Origin of the sequence: Scytonema sp. PRP1, assembly GCF_036697665.2 — a bacterium.
GTDB lineage: Bacteria > Cyanobacteriota > Cyanobacteriia > Cyanobacteriales > Nostocaceae > Kalymmatonema > Kalymmatonema gypsitolerans.
Genome location: NZ_JBAHYJ020000096.1, coordinates 172528 through 191555, shown reverse-complemented (window position 1 = coordinate 191555; position 19028 = coordinate 172528). Strand labels below are relative to the sequence as shown.

At 42.9% G+C, this 19028-nt stretch carries 13 protein-coding genes and 1 pseudogene; 8 read left to right on the top strand and 6 right to left on the bottom strand.

Annotated features, from left to right (window positions below; all coding sequences use genetic code 11):
- Positions 1 to 396: 396 nt before the first annotated feature.
- Positions 397 to 1923: a lysine--tRNA ligase gene (gene lysS, locus V5G28_RS25785; protein ID WP_332995866.1), complete on the bottom strand. Its 1527-nt coding sequence runs from the start codon at positions 1921 to 1923 to the stop codon at positions 397 to 399.
- 311 nt (positions 1924 to 2234) lie between these two features.
- On the opposite strand from lysS, the gene V5G28_RS25780 reads away from it, so the two are divergent.
- Positions 2235 to 2474 carry a DUF2283 domain-containing protein gene (locus tag V5G28_RS25780; protein ID WP_073627430.1) on the top strand — a complete coding sequence of 80 codons (240 nt, stop codon included), beginning with the start codon at positions 2235 to 2237 and terminating at the stop codon, positions 2472 to 2474.
- Between the two features lie 530 nt (positions 2475 to 3004).
- Here the strand turns inward: V5G28_RS25780 and V5G28_RS25775 are convergent.
- Positions 3005 to 3187 carry a hypothetical protein gene (locus V5G28_RS25775; protein ID WP_332995862.1) on the bottom strand — a complete coding sequence of 61 codons (183 nt, stop codon included), beginning with the start codon at positions 3185 to 3187 and terminating at the stop codon, positions 3005 to 3007.
- A 190-nt stretch (positions 3188 to 3377) separates the two neighbouring features.
- The gene (locus V5G28_RS25770; protein ID WP_096568117.1) at positions 3378 to 4349 is read right to left on the bottom strand and encodes a M48 family metallopeptidase; all 972 of its coding nucleotides are present in this window, start codon (positions 4347 to 4349) and stop codon (positions 3378 to 3380) included.
- A 163-nt stretch (positions 4350 to 4512) separates the two neighbouring features.
- Between V5G28_RS25770 and V5G28_RS25765 the strand changes: the two are divergent.
- The 3 genes and pseudogenes from V5G28_RS25765 to V5G28_RS25755 all read left to right on the top strand — a co-directional run bounded on the left by V5G28_RS25765 (position 4513) and on the right by V5G28_RS25755 (position 7739).
- A pseudogene (locus tag V5G28_RS25765) lies at positions 4513 to 6096 on the top strand (ATP-dependent DNA helicase).
- A gap of 125 nt (positions 6097 to 6221) precedes the next feature.
- Positions 6222 to 6437, top strand: a complete 216-nt coding sequence (locus tag V5G28_RS25760; protein ID WP_332995857.1) for a DUF2839 domain-containing protein — start codon at positions 6222 to 6224, stop codon at positions 6435 to 6437.
- Positions 6438 to 7394: 957 nt separating this feature from the next.
- Positions 7395 to 7739, top strand: coding sequence for a DUF1815 family protein (locus V5G28_RS25755; protein ID WP_096568111.1), 345 nt, complete (start codon positions 7395 to 7397; stop codon positions 7737 to 7739).
- A gap of 322 nt (positions 7740 to 8061) precedes the next feature.
- On the opposite strand, the gene V5G28_RS25750 is transcribed toward V5G28_RS25755, so the two are convergent.
- Positions 8062 to 10152 carry a CHAT domain-containing protein gene (locus V5G28_RS25750; protein WP_332995852.1) on the bottom strand — a complete coding sequence of 697 codons (2091 nt, stop codon included), beginning with the start codon at positions 10150 to 10152 and terminating at the stop codon, positions 8062 to 8064.
- Between the two features lie 614 nt (positions 10153 to 10766).
- On the opposite strand from V5G28_RS25750, the gene V5G28_RS25745 reads away from it, so the two are divergent.
- A complete protein-coding gene (locus tag V5G28_RS25745; protein WP_332995936.1) occupies positions 10767 to 11273 on the top strand; it encodes an acyl-CoA thioesterase in 507 nt (168 codons plus the stop codon).
- A 348-nt stretch (positions 11274 to 11621) separates the two neighbouring features.
- Here the strand turns inward: V5G28_RS25745 and V5G28_RS25740 are convergent, their stop codons facing one another.
- Together V5G28_RS25740 and V5G28_RS25735 are read right to left on the bottom strand one after the other, a co-directional pair.
- Positions 11622 to 11819: a hypothetical protein gene (locus V5G28_RS25740; RefSeq protein ID WP_096568094.1), complete on the bottom strand. Its 198-nt coding sequence runs from the start codon at positions 11817 to 11819 to the stop codon at positions 11622 to 11624.
- A 706-nt stretch (positions 11820 to 12525) separates the two neighbouring features.
- Complete coding sequence (locus tag V5G28_RS25735; RefSeq protein ID WP_332995849.1) at positions 12526 to 13722, bottom strand: 1-deoxy-D-xylulose-5-phosphate reductoisomerase; 1197 nt, start codon at positions 13720 to 13722, stop codon at positions 12526 to 12528.
- 469 nt (positions 13723 to 14191) lie between these two features.
- Here V5G28_RS25735 and V5G28_RS25730 point away from each other — a divergent pair, with 469 nt between their 5' ends.
- From V5G28_RS25730 to V5G28_RS25720, 3 genes are all read left to right on the top strand, one after another.
- Positions 14192 to 15475 carry a mannosyltransferase family protein gene (locus tag V5G28_RS25730; RefSeq protein WP_332995847.1) on the top strand — a complete coding sequence of 428 codons (1284 nt, stop codon included), beginning with the start codon at positions 14192 to 14194 and terminating at the stop codon, positions 15473 to 15475.
- 175 nt (positions 15476 to 15650) lie between these two features.
- Positions 15651 to 16925 (top strand): mannosyltransferase family protein, encoded by a 1275-nt coding sequence (locus tag V5G28_RS25725; protein ID WP_332995845.1) that lies wholly within the window; start codon positions 15651 to 15653, stop codon positions 16923 to 16925.
- A 46-nt stretch (positions 16926 to 16971) separates the two neighbouring features.
- Complete coding sequence (locus tag V5G28_RS25720) at positions 16972 to 18393, top strand: DUF2079 domain-containing protein (protein WP_332995843.1); 1422 nt, start codon at positions 16972 to 16974, stop codon at positions 18391 to 18393.
- Positions 18394 to 19028 lie beyond the last annotated feature (635 nt).

The following is a 19028-nucleotide window of genomic DNA, read 5'->3' as shown; positions in this document are numbered from 1 at the left end:
ATTAATTTAAACTTACGTAATTATACTAATGCCTTGAAAGAGCGGCTTTTATAAATTTCATGTAAGCTACTATCAAATTTTGTAGAGATTTGATGTTAAAACTGTAAAGCCTAAGTATTATTAAAGTTGCGATAAATACATATATATTGCCGTATTCAATAGATACGGAGTTGCGTTCAAACATATCAGGCAGTTGTTGGGACAACCCAGACAAGGTATGCATGAACGCAACTTGGTATAAGTGCCATACAGGCGTTTGTAGGGGCACAGCAAGGCTAAGTGCCCCTAGCTGTGGTGTATGCAACGCCAGAACACTGAATTTAGAAATAGCAACAACAAAACCAATCAACCGATGTTTTGAAGGTGCGTCACGGCAAAGCCTAACGCACCGTATAGCTATGTAGCTGATTCTGGGGATGATTCGGATTTTTCAGGTTTGAGTAATGGGAATGCGATCGCATCGCGAATACTCGCACAGTCTGTTAACAACATCACCAACCTGTCAATTCCAATGCCTAAACCGCCAGTGGGAGGCATTCCATATTCCAACGCCGTCAAGAAATCCTCATCTACCCCTTGCGCTTCCAAATCACCAGCAGCTTTGCGGGCGGCTTGTGCTTCCAAACGTTGACGCTGGTCGATAGGATCAGTCAACTCTGAGAAGCTGTTGGCAGTTTCCCGCCCAACGACAAATAACTCGAATCGTTCCACTATACCAGGCTTGGAACGGTGGGGTTTTGCCAGTGGTGAGATTTCTACTGGGTAGTCGATCACAAAGATCGGCTGAATTAACTTTTCCTCCACCTTTTGCTCAAACGCTTCATTCAGCAGCTTACCAATTGAAGGGCAATCTTCTACACCTTCCAAACCAGCATTTTTACTCGCTGCTTTTGCCTCTTCTAAAGTTTGGAACGAGTTGAAATCCAAACCTGTGTATTCCTTCACCAAATCGTGCATTGTCACACGTCGCCAAGGGGGAGTCAAATCCACTGGTGTGCCTTGGTACGTAATTTGCAGCGTGCCGAGAACTTCTTGAGCGACAGTGGTAATAATGCCCTCCGTCAGCGCCATCATGTCGTTGTAATCGGCATAAGCTTGGTAAACTTCAATTGTGGTAAATTCGGGGTTGTGACGGGTGGAAATTCCCTCATTGCGGAAAATCCGTCCCAATTCAAACACCTTTTCAAACCCACCTACAATCAAACGCTTGAGATGGAGTTCTGTCGCAATTCGCAGATACAACTCCATCTCCAAAGTGTTGTGGTACGTGATGAACGGACGCGCATCTGCACCCCCCGCTTCTCCTTGTAAAACAGGAGTTTCAATTTCAATAAAATCACGTTGTTCCAAATACCGACGAATACCAGCCGTAATGAGAGCGCGACGCCGGAAAGTTTGCCGGACTTCAGGGTTTACTATCAAGTCAACGTAACGCTGACGGTACCGCTTAGCAACATCCGTCAACCCATGCCATTTATCAGGTAAGGGCAACAGGGATTTAGTTAAAATAGTGTATTTTTTTACAAAGACAGATAGCTCGCCCTTTTCAGTCCGTTTGATTGTCCCCTTAGCTCCCAAGATGTCGCCGACATCTGTAAGTTGCTTCAAGTGGTTGAAAGCATCAGCATCAACATCTGCCATGCTTTCTTGAATGCGGTTTTTCTCTAAATAAAGCTGAATTGTGCCGGTTTCATCTTCCAAAGTGAAGAAAGCCAGTTTACCGAAAACGCGACGCGCCATAACGCGCCCAGCCACAGTGACTTCCAGATCAACTTCTTCACCGCTCTTGCAATCGGCAAATTTTTCCTGTAATTCAGCGGCGTGATGGGTTGATTCCCAATGATAGGCATAAGGGTTCATCCCTAGTTGCCTCAGCTGTTCTACTTTTTCCAGCCGCGTAGCACGAATATCTTCTTCCGACATGATTGACGAACTAAATAGGGCAAGACTTCATTATTGTATTTGACCTCTTTGCGTCTTTTCAGACGGAGATTCAAATTCTGAAGCTGAATTCTCAATGCTCAATTCTAACTCTTTTCATTTTCGCTCTTATATTCGACAGCAAACGAGCTTACAGGCGAATCACCGCGCCTGTTGATTTTTGAGATTTTATCATCACAAAGCAGGTTGACTGTTGTAGAGCGTACAAAGTTACGTTAGTGCCAACTGCTATAAACAGCAACATAAGCTCAAGGCAGCTGACATCACCAAGAAAATGCAGCAAGAGAAATTTTATGCACGCAAAATTACAGTTTGAATACGATCGCTCTGCTGACACCCTGTACATCAACAAGCTTCCTCCATACCCAGAGCAAGAACCAGCAGAAATTGAGTATGGTGTGATTGCTCGTCTCAACCCTACTACAGGTGAAATTGAAAATCTAGAAATTTTGTTCTTTTCCAAAAGGTTATCCGAGAAACCGCTTTTGGAACTGCCACTGATAGCAGATTTTCACTTTGCGCCTACTGCATAATCTTGGGGATTTCCTGCATCAATCCGTATTATTTTTGGTTGTTTAGCTACCAAGTACTGGATTTCATAAATTCGTACCGCAATATGAAGTACCAAAAATAAATTATCCATTATGTAGGGTGGGTTAGGCGCTGGACAGTTGGTCTTTTACATACAGGACTTGCCGCAGCACCGTAACCCACCAATATTCGGTGCATGACTACAAATTGGAGATTTTTTGAATTGCAAGCCCCTAAAACTTGTAATTGCGCTTCCTTTCTTCATAATGCATACGTAATATCAGGTTCGGTTGATTACTTATCATTCCTGAAGAACCCCACCCCGCAATCATCTGCGCTTAGGCTCCCTGCCCCTAATCCCCAGAGGGGACCCGAGTTCCCCGCTTGCGGTGAGACCAGTGCTGCAGTCCTTGTTTCCCGACAGCAGGCAACTGGCGTTCGCCCTTGGCGTGCCGTGCCTCCTCCGGAGGACGCACGGTACAGGCGATAGCCGTGGCCGTACCCACTAGTACCGCAGGGCGGAAGTCAAAAGTCAAAAGCCAAAAGTCAAAAGACTTATACCGTAACTCTTTTGCTGATTTGTAATGGTAGCTTTATTTCCGCCGTCATGTACTAGGCATACCCGGAGGGGAGGGGATAAAGGGGAGCCAGCGCGAATGACGGCTTTCCCGACAGAGGCGACTGGCGTGTGGGGTGCAGTCAACGTGGGAATCATAACTAATTAGCCGCACATGATATAAGTCCTGTTGGTGACTTTTCAGGCTATCTGGAAAAATCTACTTCTTAGGGACTTCCAAATAAAAAAATATCCCAAATTTTCTTGTGGGATGGGTGTCCCCACCCGTCCTTTGTATTCAGGGCGGGCTTTCCTGCCCACCCCACAATTGAGGATAATTTACCTAACCCTACTCTGACTTAGACCTTTTAATGCGATCCATTTCCTTTTGCAATTCTTCAATTTGGCGGCGCAAAGTTTCCACTTCTTGATTTTGGGCAGTCTGCGCTTCTACATTGACTGCTCCCGCAGCGGTTGCTCGCTGATAATTTCCTCTCTTGATTTGCTGATATTCTTCTGATTCTGCCCACTGCCGCAGGTAGTGTATACGTTCCACGGCGAAAGGATGACTGAGCATCGTGCCACGACCGCCGTTGTAAATTAAGAATTTGTATATTTGATTGAGCCCATCTGCATCGAGTGCCTGGTACTCTTCTGACTGACGGATAAACTCTTGTAAACTGCATTCGTTGGCATATTTGATACTACCTCCCGAGACTTTCATCATAGAAGTCATCACGGGGTTTAAGTCATCCATCACCAACAACGCGGCGCGGTCTGCTGATAACTCGGCTTTACGCCGCCATTCATAAAAAGCGTAAATTAAACCTTGAGTGACAAAATTACCTATGCCGAAGGTTAGATCCCCGATCGCAGAAGCAGCACTCATTGCCCATATCGCCATTTGAATTAAAATAGTATGACCACATTTAATATGCCCCAGCTCATGGGCTAGCACCGCCCTAATTTCGGCTTCGTTTAGCAAGTCCAATACCCCTGTATTTATGACTATATAAGGATGCTCTTGCCCCAGCGCATAGCTATTTGCTAGGGGATTTTGCTCAACAAATAGTGCAGGTTCTGGATAAATATCCAAATCCCGCACACATTCCCGAAACATCTGGTAAATAGTGGAATATTGGCGTGGCCCGACTTGGATGGTGTTGCCCATTAAATAAATTAACTGAGGGCGTTCTACGAAAAATTCCACAAATTTACGGGCGACAAAATCAAATCCGGGTAAACTGCGTAAGGCAAGTTCTGCTTGGCGATCCAGAGGATGCCTGAAGGCTTCGCTGGAGATTCCTTTGTAAGTTGGCATAATTAGGGGTATTTGGTTACTAGTTAGGAGTTAGGAGTTAGTAGTTAGTAGTTAATATAACAACCAACAACTAACACATCACAACTCACTCCTGAAAGTAACAACATAATAGTAATGGGGCTAAAAGCAACTAAAAAATCACTTTGTATGGGATTAAAAGCGTGTGATTGAAGCAGAAGTTCATTTGTCACTACATAACTTCCTGCGATCGCAGGCGGGTTTCCCTTCGTGGCCACATCATTTGACGATGGCACGGTTGGTAGCTCGCGCCTTGCGGCTAGGACGTAGCGCCCTGATTCAAGTCGGGGCGGCTTGCGGCTATCAAGGGCGGTATCGTACCAGCTTTGTTGCCTCGGCGTTGATGTGGCACGGTCCTGTGATTATTGTTGCCCCACAAACCGTACAGCAACGACTTGCGAAAGTGGAAATACCCCGCCTACAGCAGTGGCTACAAGTTAATAAACCAATTAGAACAGGTGACGCTTGGCCTGGTGGTGAATTCCAAGGACTGCTCCTAGTCTCTCCCCAAGCTTGGTTAAAAGCGCAGCTGAGTTCTTGTGAGCATTTCCCGAGTGGCATTCCCACAATTATTGATGGAGTGGACGATTTAGAAGACTGGGTGCGTCAAGAGCTGACTATGAGCTTGGAAGCACATGATTGGGATCAACTTATGCTTGCTTGCCCAACGATAGCTGAGGTCATTCGCTCTGCACGGGCGCAACTCACACACGAACTGTTCAAGCGCCCTGCAAATCCCTACGAATGTTATCTCATTTCTCTGGCAGAAGAAGAAATTTTGACCCGTCTGTATTCGGCTTTAGAAATATCCAGCTTACCTGATAGCTGGAAAAACTTCTGGCAGCAATTTCAACACAGAAACCAAATTTCTCCCTTATCCCCCCCATCCCCCTCATCCCCGCCATCCCCCTCATCCCTACTTTGGACAACGATTGCCCGTCGTCAAGGATTATTTTCTTTGCACTGTGCTCCCATTGAATTAGGAGAAATACTATCGCCAATTTGGCAGCGCCAGCCTGTGGTGTTTGTTGGCAGTGCCTTAGAACCGGAAACTGAAGCTCCCCTGTTCCGTCATCGCTTAGGGTTGGAAGATGAGTTAACCTGCCTAAAGTTTTCCTCAGATACCCAAACAGAAGCGATTCAATTGTATATACCCTACCAGTTACCCCTACCCAACACTCCAGAGTTTCAATCAGCATTTATTCACAAACTTATGACACTGGTGTGCCTCAGCGCTACAGCATCAGGATTGACAGTTGTCCTTGTGGGAGATGTGCCGCTGAAAGCTCAAGTGGGGGCAAATCTTTGCCTCCGAGTTTGGATCACGGGTGCAGGTGGAAAAAACTTGTTTGGATGAAATGGGATTTTGGTGACCGGTTGGGAATTTTGGCGTGAGCATCAAAAGGTTTTGCCTGCTCCCCAACTTCTGGCGATCGCGACTTTACCTCTGCCATCTCTAGAAAATCCCGTAGTAGCAGGGCGAGTGGCGCACTACAAGCGCTTGCATCAAGATTGGTTCCGTTTGTACTTGTTGCCAACTGCTTTGAATGAATTGCAACGGGCTGTAGCCCCATTGCGAGAAAGTAAAGGGATCGTTGCTTTGCTTGATAACCGTGTGATTAACCGTAGCTACGGTGCTCAAATTTTGGCTGCCCTCAGTCCCTTGGCACGCATTAACTACCTCGATCCCAATCTGTTTTCCTCTGCAACAGAAGAGGATTCCGCTTGAGGTTCTTCCCTGCTTGCCTTCTTGCGCAAGCCAGGAATTCACAATTTTGAGTTTTGCATATTTTCTAGCACTCGCTTCCAACCAAGCGCTATCATCACCCTTAGCAGAGATTCATTTTTAACACTATGGGTGAAGCAAAGCGTCGTAAAGCCACATTGGGAGAAAAATACGGTCAAGATACAACTCGCATCTTGCCATGGGTTCCTATTACCAAAACCCAAGCAGAAAAACTTGTAGAATTGTCAACCCGTCTGACCTGGGTTGGTATTGGCGGGTTGGTTGTAGCTTGGGTGACAGTTCGTTTCATTGGTCCAGCCTTCGGTTGGTGGCAAGTTGTCTAAACCCAAGCTTAGATAATTTCCCTACACAACAGACAGCCTGGGTACTTACCCCAGGCTGTCTTAGTTTCTTCTTTGTTAATTTATTTACTATTCGTTCTATCGAATCTAGTATATAAAGTATACTTGGTGAAATAATTCTATTCGATCCTATTGTATGTAAAAAACCTATTGTTACCAACGCTTTTTCGTACTTTTGAGGGTTGAGACTATTGAAAAAGCGTATGCCTAATTCTTTTAAGCCGTTATTCAACTAAGTATAAATCGATAACTAAAAGAAGTCAAAAAAATATCTGCCTAAATGGCAACATGGTTATCTTGAGTTTAGTTATCGTCAGTGTTAAGTCAAACGATTTGGGTTTACACTTGAAATTGTGGATTAGGGAATTTTCCTGTATAGATAGTCACTGTCAAACCAGTTACTTATCCCAATCGAGAATTTCAATCTACACATGGTCATCTACCAGTTTCGCCATATCGCCTAGAGAAGTTGGTGTATATACCTCAAAATTTTTGCACTGCTTAGCGGTTGACACAAATTTGACAAGATATATACATAGTTAAAGATTCTGAAAAGAAGTCCAGCTTCCTGGGAGCAAGGAAGGGTGGCAAGTTAACCTAAAAGTAGCCAAGAAAAATACAATATTCGGTATTTTCGGGAGTTGACTTGTGCCGAATATGAGTTACCCTTAAATCGGATTGCTTTAAAATTACCATCTACTCTGAGTGAATGTAAAGACAATATAAAGGCTAGCAATCCTGTCCGATATTTTAGGTCTGCAAACTGAATATTTTGATACGACACGCAAAAACTATATCGACTACCCTAAGTTTGGTAGCCAATTCATGAATATATATGTATCTATGAATTGTAATGAATAGTTTACAATACCAGTTGGTAGGAAAATCTAAAGAAAATATAAAAGCAACTCAAATGACTGTGGTGTTTGGAGGGAAAAAGTGTTTCTGAGACTCGCACAACAACATCGGCAATTTGTCCAGGACTTAGTAATGAACTTGCAAGCTTTAGCAATCGTCCTGGAGAGGCGTGGATATCCTGCCTCCTGCTATACCTGCGGCGACCAAATGAATAGTGCTTCGTTTATGGTTAGCCTGGGAGAAAATCATCTCATTCGGTTTTTAGTGTCCGATTACGGGATCACTTGGACGGAAATGCGGGATGATCGCGAATTAATGAAGTTAGAGGGTGCAGAGGCAGTTAATCAGCTACAGGAACTTGCCAATATAGTCAAGCATCCCATGCAAAACAATGTAGGTAATAAAACCTTAGCCAAGCGGTGTTAGAGATTAAAAAGTTAGGAGTTCAGAGTTAAAAGTTAAAAGTTAAGAAATCCTAACTAGTAACTCATTAACTCGAAACTCATAACTTGAATACCTTATTTCAAAGCTCATTAGCATTGCTGCCTAGTACCGCTACCTTGGAATTAACGCATTCAAAATGCGAGAGAGCGCAAACTTTCGGCTTCCTTTGTGTAGACGCAAAGCAGCTTGTAGGATATGGTAGCTTTATTTCCGCCGCTCAGTACTAGTATCTGGTAAGTATCCAAAGCATCTTGATAATTGTCATTTTTAGTGTCAATTCAAATCAGCAAGTAAGCGAAAAGACTTACAAACCATTTCCAATCAAAATAAACGGTGCCCAATAGTAAGGGTGACTGAGGCTACTACCGATGCCTTGCTGTTGAACAGCTACAGGAAAATTTCCTGTAATCAAAGCAATTTGCGCCTGTCGTAAAGCTTGAGCTTTTGTCAACTTGCCTGAGGGTAGCAAGGCATAAAAAGAACTCATTAAAGACTGCGTACCGCCATCATCTACAGCCCACAACGAAGCAATAGCAGACTGGGCACCAGTTTTTTGAATCTGGTAACCAAAGCCGAGAATTTCTTCACCGTTACCTAGCTTTCCTCCTAAGCCAGTTTCGCAAGCACTCAACACAACTAAATCAACACGAGGTAAAGACCAGGTAGCGACATCTCTGAGGCTAGCGCGATCGCCATTCCCAAACAAGATAAAAGAATCTTCCGGCTTACCAACGACAAACGCCGCATGAGTTGCTAGATGAACAATTGTATGATCGTCCATTTGCGGCACAGTCGTTTTGAGGGTAAAAGCATCATCTAAAATTTTCGTTGTTCCTGGGACACTAGCGGCTAAAGTTTCCACTTCCCGTTGCGCAAATGGTAACCCAGAAAACGTCAGCTGACGATTAGCTACTTTAACGTTATAAGTACCTTTGGTAAAAGCAGCAGCTAAAATGCGCACATTAGATTTCCTTGGGGTGTTAAAGTTAGTCAAGCTGGCTGCGGTGATATGATGGACACCAAAGCGTTGCACAAGCCACTGTTTGCCATCATACAAAGCAGCTAGAGGAATGTAGCGCAACTGGTCATCTGGTGCATAAATCAGGGTTTGTGTACCTGCTTGCTTAAGGTCGTTTTCTATCGGTTTAATCAGCCAATCGTACAACTGCCTTGCGGGTGTTTTGACATCTTCTGTAGTGCGATTTTCTAAACCTTGGCGAAAAGCCGCAATTGTCTGGTATAACTTTTCTCGTTTGACAGCGACAGTGCGATGAATAGGCGGAGATTCTGGAGTGACCAGGATTAATTCCAAACTGTCTTTTAAAACAAGGGGATACAGAAGTACAGATTTTTCTGGCAATCGTGCCAAATTATCCCGAATCGCATTGAGACTTTCTAAATCCAAATTTTGCTGCCTTGCTGTGCGGCTGATTTGGTCTACCTGTGCCGTCACTGCGGGACTAGAGATGAAATCATAGAATTCATCCATAATTTTTTGCTGAGTCGCCACCAATTCTTGAATCCGCTGTTTCTGTTGCGGTGTTCGCGATTCTGCAGGAATCTCGCGCAGTGATACCAGTTCTTTACCTTGGGTAACAGCATCATCCAGGGTTTTATCCAACTTCTGTTTAATTTGTCGTTCTGGTGGCACGATCTCAATGCCTTTGACAGTTAGTTGATTACCCTGCACGTTGTGGAGATACTCTTCGAGTTCTTCCACTTTCACCAAATCCATAATCCTTAGCGCTTCCTTGATACGCTTGCCCTTTAGTAATGCTTCACCTAGAGTGCGGTATGTCTGAGCAACAGTCAAGTTGTAGGCATCTATTTGCGGTACAGAAAACGCTGCTGGGTTCAAACGAACTTTCTCACGATTGATAACGCAATGTTTGTAGAAGAAAATTGCTAACTCTGGTTTTTGAAGTCGCTCAAATAAGTAACCTAAATTGCTGTAGGTTTTGCCCAAAGCAATATGAGCCTGTCCTGGAGTTTTTTCGTTAAGCTGGAGTTCTTTGTTAATGCGTAAGGCTTGCAGATAATATTTGAGTGCTTGCGAATATTGACCTTGATTTTGGTAAACTCTACCAATGTTGTTGAGCGTTGCAGCATGTACAGAGCGTTCTTCGTTTTCTTGGCTCATGGCTAACGCTTTTTCTAATATCTGCAATGCTTGTGCAAATTTACCTTGCCCAGAGAGTTTGATCCCCTCTTGGTTGAGCCGCGTGACCTGAGATTGGTTATTGTTTTGGGGTAAAGCCTGAACGGTTTTTCTCGAATCTGGCTGTGCCTTTGCATTTGCAGTCATCAGACGAGTTCCTGGGAATGCCATTCCAGAACTCAGAGAAATCAGTAGTGTAACAAAAACAACTCTAAAAAACCGATTAGGAACATGCATAAAAAAACCTTCCTGTGTCTGTAATTCATTAGTGCTGAGTGCTGATTAAATCCTCACGAAAAAATCCAGGGGATTGAACAACAAGGAAAAAGAGTCTTTATTCTCCATGAATAAATTCACGGTGTAAGACCCCTTTTCCTTAACGCTTTTTACTCGGGAGACTGTAAAAGAAAAAATTACAATTTATATATTGACATAATCTTACTTATGTGCTTTAAAAATGATTTGATTAGTGGAATGGAAGTTAAGCCTTCCTGAGCTTTCCTTGCTGTACTCTTAGTAGGGTGAGCAAAATCAGCTTATGCACGCTTGGAAATAGAAATAAGAAAGAATGTCAGCCAGTTGCTGATCGAATAAGTGTCTTAGCCAGAACAAACAGCCTTAGACGCCGTACACACTTTTCAAGATTATGCAACCGCGCTCTTGACACGTTGAGTCATTGATCCACACAACGATTTTTTTGTAAAGTGCGTAAGTTCTAAAAATGACACACTCAAGCATTGCTCCTAGTCGGCACGAGGGTGAGGGAGCTAAATAAACAAATTGCACACAATATCTAACTTTATGCTATTCCAGATTTGGAAAATCTATTTTTGGCTGCAAAAAACTTTAATATGTCAGAGGAAAAATCACAACAACCGCAACTTTCACCAACCAGTGCCATTGACACTCCAGCAAGCAGTTCCTTGGAAAATTGGTTTGAATATCCTATAAGAGTCAGCCCGCATCATACGGACTATGCAGGCATTGTCTGGCACGGTTCCTACTTAGCTTGGTTGGAAGAAGCCCGAGTGGAATGCTTGCGAGCTATTGGGATCGAATATGCTGATTTGGTAGCTTTGGGGTGTGATTTGCCTGTTGTAGAACTCTCGATCCGCTATCACCGTCCTCTTCAGTTGGGTAGGGCAGCGGTAGTCAAAACGCGCATGGCTGAGGTGACTGGCGTCCGCATCAACTGGGATTATGCAATTGAATCGCTAGATAGGCAAGAGTTATATGTTACTGCCAAGGTGACTTTAGTCGCGGTAGATCGTGAAAGAGGCAAAATTATGCGTCAGTTGCCTACAACTGTCAAGGATGCTTTGGCACGACTTTCAGGAGCAAAAAATCAACCATCTTAGATTATTAGTGGTTATTCCTACCCTGGGCTTAAACCAACAAAGCTCCGTATCCCTCACGAGACGCTTTGCGCTCAGTTCCCACTTGTTGGGAAACCGTTCAACTGAGCGCTCACGGACGTTCGGCGAAGCTCAGTCGAGCCGCGAAGCCCGCCTGCAGGACTTTTCTGTGGCGATCCAGGCTCATTCTATGCATCTTTAAAAACAATTGGTATTAGTAGTTAGTAGTATTTTTTGAGGAAGCAAGAATTCTGCAGCTACCCCACTGAAAGCATTGCTGAATTCTTACGTTCTGCTTTCTGAGTTCTTCTTCAAAACTAACTACTAACTACTAACACTAAAAAAATGGTATTACCTAACCCTAACAACTTGGGACAATGTTTGAGGCACCAGTATTATTTGATGCCAAATATCTTGAGGAGTAATACCAAAAGCAGCATCCAATAAAACAATAGTAACGGCAGCAATAAACGCAGTCTTCATCGTCGTTTTCACGACTTTTAGTAATAAGGTGAAGACAATCCAAGACACAATTACGGTCGCAAACATAGATACACCGCTTCCTTTAGAATAGTCTTACCAATGAAGGTATTGGAGGAGAAAAAATTTAGTGAATGTAACAATTACAGATGTAAACGCTCTTTTACCCAAGTAAAACCAAAATTTTACTTGGGCTTTTTCCTGTAATTGTTCTGCGCTCACTATACAATAAAACAATGAAAAAATTAGTATGCCGTAAAACCTTCTTTAAAAAATAATTAAAAAAAATATTTTGATTGTTTGCTACAGTTTTTTGATACAATGTATATAGGAATTGTTTACGACAAAAAGTATAAAAAAAATCCTATTATCCTATTATTTAAAATAAGAAATTTTAATATTAAGTCAGTTGAAAAAGATACTTGAAAAGTGTATTAAGAAATAATATACGCAATCTTGTAGCAGGAATAAATTAGTTCAGAGGAGAAATACTCCCAATCTCTCGTTAGGTAGTTCTACTATAAAATGAGCGATAAGAAACTTCCAAAGTAAAAAATATCCAACTTTTCTTGTGGGATGGAGAGAAGTCTGAACGGAGGTCTCCCCCACACAAGATTGGATAATTTATTTGTTGGAAATCCCCAAGTGAATGGCTAGTTTGTCTTGTTATACTCAGCTAGCAAGTAAAAATTACGCATCAAAATAATTTAGCGTTCAACTGAGTGCTGAACGCTAAATACAGAGGCAGTAAAAACCGACCGTTGCTAGTAGCTTTTTATCGCAAAGATATTATACGCGAAGGAGTTTGCAGCTTTTCAGTTGCTTTTAAAACTTCCTGTCTTGCCCATTGATCTGCAGCCAAAATATCATCTAAAGAAGGATTTGGATGGTTATCGTTTGCGTGGCGATCGCACACCCATTCAATGCACCGAGGAATATCTAAAAACCGAATTTTTTCTTCTAAAAACAAAGCCACGGCTTGCTCATTAGCCGCATTTAATACAGCTGGCATAGAACCACCAGCCCTACCGGCTGCATAAGCTAATTTCATGCAAGGATACTTTTGATGATCTGGTTCCGTGAAGGTTAAACTTCCAATTTTGACTAAATCTAGGCGTTCCCAATTGGTGTAGATGCGCTCAGGCCAAGATAAAGCATACAGTAAGGGTAAGCGCATATCAGGCCAACCGAGTTGGGCGAGTACCGAGGTATCTTGCAGTTCAATCAGCGAGTGAATAATACTTTGGGGATGAATGACAATCTCGATATTTTCGTAATCTAACCCAAAGAGGAAGTGAGCTTCAATCACTTCCAACCCCTTATTCATTAAAGTCGCAGAGTCAACAGTAATTTTACGTCCCATTGACCAGTTGGGATGTTTGAGGGCATCAGCAACTGTCACCTCGGCTAACTTTTCTACTGCCCAGTCACGGAAAGCACCACCGGATGCAGTCAGTAAAATACGTCGCAAACCTTTATCTGGAACACCTTGCAGGCATTGAAATATGGCAGAATGTTCAGAATCAGCAGGTAATAACTTTACACCATGTTTTTTGATAAGGGGTAAAACTACAGGACCCCCAGCAATTAAGGTTTCCTTGTTCGCCAAGGCGATATCTTTGCCAGCTTCAATGGCTGCTATGGTAGGTAGTAACCCAGCACAACCAACGATACCCGTAACAACGGTTTGGGCATCTCCGTAGCGAGCAACTTCTATGACTCCCGCTTTGCCAGCCAGTATAATCGGCTGGGGAGCAAGGTCTTTGATTGCTTCTTTCAGTGCTGGCAATTTCTCCTCAGAGCAGATAGCTGCTATGCTTGGTCGAAACTGCCGAATCTGAGAAGCCAACAATTCTACATTGTTCCCAGATGCCAACCCCACAATCCGAAATTGATCGGGGTATTGAGCCACAATGTCTAAAGTCTGAGTACCGATAGAGCCAGTGGAACCAAGAAGAGTTATTGCTTTCACAATTGTTTAAGGATTGACAGACTACATTAATATAAATTGCCAGGGATGCACAAATATGCAGCTTGGTATCTAATTTATTATTTAGCTAGTTCGGGCAGAAGCCCCACGTCTCACCCGTAGGGGAGCGTCGGACGGACAGTTACCTACGGAGGGAAACCCTCCTGCAGTACTGTCCTCATGAATGCCCGGACAAAAAGTCTGCATTCCCGACCAATGTCAACTATCGGTTGACGAGTTCGGGGAATAGCGCTCTTTTTGTCTATCTCTATGGTTGGCAACGAATCAATAAGCTCCTCTATTACTTGGGTCATATGATAGTCAATAGTTGAAACTTTGTTAGCTATGTTTGTTTTCAGGTGGTTACTTATGTTGGTGGAAGAGTGGTATGTGCGAAATATTACTAATAAAGTACCAGGTCACAGCCATAGGAACATGGATGCATAGAGGAGTTTGAAAAACACTCAAGCTTATGGCTGAAATTCAAATATTTATCAAAAAAGTCTTATGGAAAAATGACTTTGTTTTCCCTGCAGCAATCTGGCTTGTCAGCCGATTACTCATCTGGGCTGCTATGTTAGTGATTGCTCCACACTTGGGAGCACCATCAAAAGGAATTACCCCGGAATTTGGCTGGGGGGTGTTTGATGCATGGGATAGTGTCCATTACCGGGCGATCGCCACATCCGGTTATGAATTTGCCAATGATGGGAAACAACACAATTTGGCATTTTTTCCCCTATTTCCCTTATTGATTTGGGTTTTCATCAAGCTGGGGTTGCCATTTGAAATAGCAGGTACGCTCATAAACAACCTGGCATTTTTTGCAGCGCTTTATTATATCTACTTTTGGGTAGATGAAAATTACGGCACAAAGGAGGCGCGTTGGACAACAGCTGTGGTGGCTTGGTGTCCGTTGTCCATGTTTGGGACGGTCATTTACACTGAGGGGCTATATTTACTTTTGAGTACGGCGGCTTTGCGAGCCTTTGAACAAAAGCGATACCAGTGGACTATCGTTTGGGGTGCAATGGCAACGGCAACACGTCCCACAGGGTTAGCGTTGATACCTGGATTTTTGTTAGCAGCATACAGACAGCGCAGACCCTTTATTGCCTACGTTGCTGGGTTTGCCACTGCAATTGGAGTACTTCTGTTTAGCTTATACTGTGCAATTCAATTTGGCGATGCTTTGGGATTTCTCCATGCACAACGCGGATGGCGACCGACATTAGGGTTTTATTGGCAGGGTTGGTTAGAGATGCTGCTGCAAATCACGCTAGGCACATCTGATTGGGAGTCTCTTGGGATAAAAGACTACTTACATCCCCTGTTTTTTGGCATTGTTGTCGGCTATGGTTATTATTTATGGCGCTTGGGCAAGCATCTTAGTTTTCCTGTTGTCTGCGGTTTTTATACTTTAATCTCGTTTTTGTTGATATTGGCAGATGATTGGTTTATCTATAACTTACTGAACGCGGCTGTGATATTGGGCGGCGGTTATATGTTATGGCATTTACGCACTCAATTAACTCCAGTCACTGTGATGTATGGCTTGTGCGGCATAAGTTTGCTGCTTGCCTCTGGAGGTACAATTTCCTTGGGTCGTCTGGCTTACGGTATTGTGTCACTGAGTATAGCTTTTGGTGTGTTCTTGTCTCGCCATCCTCGTCAAGGATATTTAAGTCTGGGCGTGTGTGCTATTTTACTTGGCAGGCTGGCTCTTAAATTTGCCCAAGAACTTTGGGTAGGGTAAGTTTAACAATCCAAAATTCGCTCATTCAAAATTCAAAAAAATATTCCTTTACATCATTTCACGAAATGCCTGATACAAATTCTTTTTCCCCTGCTAAAAAACTGCTCAAGAACTGCTCAAGAACTACTGCCCACCATCTTCTAACCTTAAAGTGAAACGGTATTACACCCCACTTATGACTAAAGGTCAGATATTTTTGAGCAAAGCTTTATGGACAAAAGCTCTCCTGTTTCCAGCAGCAATGTGGCTTGCCAGCCGACTCCTAATCTGGATTGCAATGTTATTGATTGCGCCTATGCTACCAGCACCACCAGGAGTGATTGCTCCCACATTTGGTTGGGGGGTGTTTCATGCTTGGGATAGTGAACATTACCGCATAATTGCCACCTCTGGGTATGAATTCGTTAACGATGGCAAGACACATACCCTTGCCTTCTTTCCCCTGTTTCCCTTAATTATCCGAGTTTTGATGAACTTGGGTTTACCTTTTGAAGTGGCTGGGACGTTAATCAACAACCTGGCTTTTTTCGCGGCGCTTTACTTTTTATACTTTTGGATTAAGGAACAATATGGTGAAAGTGTGGCGCGGTGGGTCACTGCTGTGGTGGCTTGGTGTCCATTATCGTTATTTGCAGCGGTAATTTACACCGAGGGGCTCTATCTATTATTGAGTACGGCAGCTTTGCGAGCCTTTGATAAACAGGAGTATGGCTGGACTGCGTTTTGGGGTGCAATGGCAACAGCAACACGTCCGACAGGTATCGCACTGATTGGGGCGTTTGCGATCGCAGCTTGGAAACAACGCAGACCCCCTATTGCTTACCTTGCGTCTTTTGCCGCTGCTACTGGACTAGTTTTTTTCAGCATATACTGTACGATTCAATTTGGCGATCCTTTGGCGTTTATCCACGCACAACAGGCATGGCGACCAACGCTTGGTTTTGATTGGCAGGGTTGGTGGAAAATGATCATGCAAGTGACAATTGGGACATTTAATTGGAAGCATGGCGGGATCAAAGACCCTCTGCATCCCTTGTTATTAACAATGATTATTGGCATCGGCTATTGTTTATGGCACTTCCGTAAACAGTTAGGTTCACAGAAAGTGGACTACGGCTTTGCTGCTTTATTCTTTCTTTTGTGGATACTAGCAGGCGATCCGTTGATTAACACTGTCGCTGTTTTTGGGAGTGCTTACCTGTTGTGGAAATTACGCACTCAATTGACTCCAGTCACTGTGATCTATGGCTTCTGCGGTATAGGTTTGTTGCTAGCGTCTGGAAGTACTATCTCTTTGAGTCGTCTCGTGTACGGTATTGTGTCTCCAAGTGTAGCTCTCGGTATGTTATTTTGTCGGTATCCTCGTTGGGGTTACCTAACGCTGTTATTTTTTACCATTTTACTTGCAAGCTTCTCTATTCGATTTGCCCAAGAACTTTGGGCAGGGTAGATCGAGAGTAGAGGACTAGGGGAGAAGGGGACAAGGAGATGAACAAATGGAGTGGCAGAAAAAACTGATCGAGCCTAATCCTGTAATTTGGATGATTGGCGTGAGTGCGTTCATTTTATTTGCGTGCAGCAGTTTAAGACATGAGCTATTTCAATCAAATGCTTATGACTTAGGAATTTTTGATCAGGCAATTTACTTAATTAGTCAAGGGCAATCAGCCATTTCCTCTTTCCTCGGTTTCCACATTCTTGGTGACCATGCTGCTTGGATTTTTTATCTTTTAGCCTTATTTTATAAAATATACCCCAGTGTTTACTGGTTGTTTGCAGTGCAATCAGCAGCTTTGGCGTTAGGTGCTTTACCTACATGGCATTTAGCCCGTCATGCTGGTCTAACGGTGCAGCAATCTATAGCAGTCGCAGCGGTGTACCTGCTGTATCCACTGGTGTATAATATTAATCTTTTTGATTTCCACCCAGAAGTGATAGCTGTGCCAGCATTGTTAGGGGCGGTTTTAGCAGCTAGAGTGAATCGCATTTGGTGGTTTTGTTTATGTATTGTCCTAACATTGGGATGTAAAGCTGTTTTGTCTCTGACAGTTGCAGCAATGGGAGTCTGGCTGCTGGTATTTGAAAAGAAGCGGCGATACGGTGCGATCGCTCTAATAAGCGGTATAGTTTGGTTTGTGATTGCAACCAAAATCGTCATTCCCTTTTTTGGTGGTCAAGAGGCGTCAGTGGAACGTCATATTGCTCGATATGCTTATTTGGGAAACTCTTTTTCAGAGATGGCTCAAAATTTACTCCTCAAACCAGGACTTGTGTTGGGACAAATTTTTTCATTAGGAAATCTGGAATATTTGCTGCTTTTATTAGCACCTGTGATATGGGGACTTTCACTACAAGGGATACAGCCTTTAGTAGGTGCTATTCCCACTTTGGGGATCAATCTTCTCTCTGACTTTGCAACACAAAAAAACTTGATCCACCAGTATTCTCTACCACTCGTTCCATTTCTTGTGTTAGCCGTCATTTCTACTCTAGCAGCGGGTCGGGGATGGTTACGCAACAAACGACAAATTATACTGTGGTCTTTAGTAGCTTTTATGGCTTTAGCTAAATACGGCTACTTCGCCTCTATTTACGTAGATTCATTGGATACTTGGCAAGCCACACGGCAAGCAGTTGCCCTCGTTCAAACAAAAGGAGCTGTTTTGACAACTGCTGAGATTGCCCCGCATCTCACCCAGAGACCAGTGGTCAAGTTGACAAGTGTCTACTCACCACCACATAATTTAGCAGAGTTTGATTATATACTGTTGGATGTAACTCATCCTGGCTGGCAAAGCAATCGAGAGTTTGCGACTAACTTAGTCAATCAACTCAACAATACTCAGTTGTTTCAACTGCGTTACCAACGCGATGGTGTATATCTGTTTGTCAAAGAAGTTTTTCGCAATAGTATTTAACAGCAAGCAGCTAGGGATGCTTAAAGGTTAACTAGCACTATCATCAAGCCAAATTTGTTACTTAGGGCGATGTTATTGAACTTTATTTGAACTTGACTTCATAGTATCTTTAAAATACAAAATTTTATTAGCCTATAAATTTTATTTATTACTAGATAAAATTACACAATTTAAAAAATAATATGCTTTAATAAATACACATTCATTAAAGCATAATTAAACATAATTAATTCAGGTATTTTTAATATTTTCCGTGTATGTACTGAAAACATACATAGCAAATTGGAATAAGAATAAAGTAATGACCGTAAAGAAATTTCCGATTAAGCCTTTAACAGTAAAGCCAGCAATTCATTCAAAATAACTCATAACTTCCATAGCTCAAATCTCAGCATCGGAAAAAATGTTACATAAATATCGGCTTAATTGTACTGAGAGAAGCATAATTCTTGGTAAACTCTGCGTTTCAAAAAAAAGTACCTTTGACAATCAGAAACTCTATTACGCTTGTGAGCGTCTACTACTCAGTACAGGGCTAAAGGTAACAAACACTCAGTTAAAGAATTAACATTTTTTTTTCAAGCATAAATAAGTTTTAGCAGTAGAATATACAATGTTATCTATACAACTCATGC